This is a genomic window from Bradyrhizobium sp. P3_C3 (genome assembly GCF_056402655.1).
In genome coordinates this window covers 1-1,853 of the sequence record NZ_JBFUGY010000131.1, presented here as the reverse complement: position 1 = coordinate 1,853, position 1,853 = coordinate 1, and the positions used below count along the sequence as shown (strand labels likewise).

The window sequence follows — 1,853 nt, the reverse complement described above, 5'->3', positions numbered from 1 at the left end:
ATCGGCCAATTGATCCGCCCGCCCCGGCGTCACGACCCATCCGAGCCCGTTCTCCACCACCGTCAACGCAGCCTCGGCCTCCGGCTCGGAGACCAGCGCCACGGGACGGCCGACTGCCAGCAGATTGTAGAACCGGCTCGGCACCGACACCCCCRCCACGTCCTTCCGGTACGGAATGATCCAGAGATTGGCAGCCGCCAGGAACGCCTCGAGCTCGGCATCCGCGACCCGCGCCACGAAGGACACATTGGGCAAGTTCGCTTCAGCCTGCAACTGCTTCAGCCGCTCGAAGCCGATGCCCCAGCCGGACAGCAGGAAGTGGATGTCCGGCTCGTCCTTCAAAAGACGTGCCGCCTCGAACACGATCTCCGGATCATGGGTGAAGCCGAGATTGCCCGACAGRCCGACAATGAATCGCGCGGAAAGCGCTTTGCGGAACGGATTGTCCTGCGCCAGGGGACGCGCCGCGGGTACGAGCGTTGCCCAGTTCGGGATGAAGCGGATCTTGTTCCGCGTCATGCCGGAATAGCTCAAGAGCGGGCGCTCCGCATCGCGGCCGATGGTGATGACGGCATTGAGCGCGCGGAACATCAGGCTGTTGGCCGCGCGCATCGTCAGCGTCACGAACGAGCCGGGCTTCAGGATTTCCGCCATCACGAGAACATCGGGGAAGAGGTCGTGCATGATCAGCGCCGAGCGCGCGCCCTTGCATCTTGCCGCGGCCGCGACCGCGTAAGGCAGCATGAACGGCGCGGTGACGGTGAGCACGACGTCACCTGACTTAAGCTCCCGGATCAGCGCGAAGAATGTGCGCGCCGCGAACAGCAGCTCGGACAATCCACGCCGCACCAGCGCGGCCTTTCCCGCCATCCGGTTCTTGATGGCAATCACGCGCGGCTTGCCCGGGCCGGTTTGCGAGGCCGGCAATTCACCGGGCGAGCCCGACAGCACGATGACCTCGTGGTCGACGGCGACGCGGCAAGCGATCTCTGCCATGATCGCCGCCGTCGTGCTCGGATCAGGCGGATAGTGCTGGCTCGCGACGACGATCTTGCCTTGAGACTGCATGGTCAGGCCGCGGTCGACCCGAATTCCGGAACCGCATCCTTCAGGATSGTCTTGATCGTGGCCCGATCGTCCCGCGCGATCGCCTGCTCCAGCGCCGCGATCCATTTGCGCAGCGTCTGCATCGGCGGCTCGTTCGGCTGCGCGGCCATGATGCCGGCGAYACCGATCTCGCGGGTCGGCTCCTCGGAGGCGAACAGGATCTCGTGCAGGCGCTCGCCCGGCCGCATGCCCGTGAACACGATCTCGATGTCGTAGCCGGGCTGGAGGCCCGAGAGACTGATCATGCGCTCGGCGAGATCGACGATCTTCACCGGCTGGCCCATGTTGAGCACATAGACCGAGACGTCGGGGCGCGCGGTGCCGAGCGCATGCGTTGCCGCCGTGATGACGAGATCGCAGGCTTCGCGGATGGTCATGAAGTAGCGGACCATGTCGGGATGCGTCACCGTCACGGGGCCGCCGGCCTCGATCTGGGCCTTGAACTTCGGCACCACCGAGCCGTTCGAAGCCAGCACGTTGCCGAACCGGACCGAGATCAACCGCATCGGCGGCCTGGCTCTGCCGCTAGCTGCGGCAAGATCGTGGTCGAGCGCCTGGCAGTACATCTCGGCGAAGCGCTTGGTGAGGCCGAGCATCGACACCGGCTCGATCGCCTTGTCGGTCGAGATCATCACCATGGCTTCGGCGCCGGCGCCGTGCGCCGCATCGGCAACGTTGATCGAGCCGAAGATGTTGGTCTTGACGCCCTCGCTCCAGTCGCGCTCCAGGATCGGCACGTGCTTGAG

Annotated in this window: 2 protein-coding genes; both read right to left on the bottom strand. The window is 65.8% G+C overall.

What is annotated here, in order from left to right; all coding sequences use genetic code 11:
* Positions 1 to 1,068: glycosyltransferase family 4 protein (locus AC1DW2_RS43735; protein ID WP_477009202.1), on the bottom strand; the 1,068-nt coding region annotated here is incomplete at its 3' end.
* Positions 1,069 to 1,070: 2 nt separating this feature from the next.
* Positions 1,071 to 1,853: polysaccharide biosynthesis protein (locus tag AC1DW2_RS43730; protein ID WP_477009201.1), on the bottom strand; the 783-nt coding region annotated here is incomplete at its 5' end.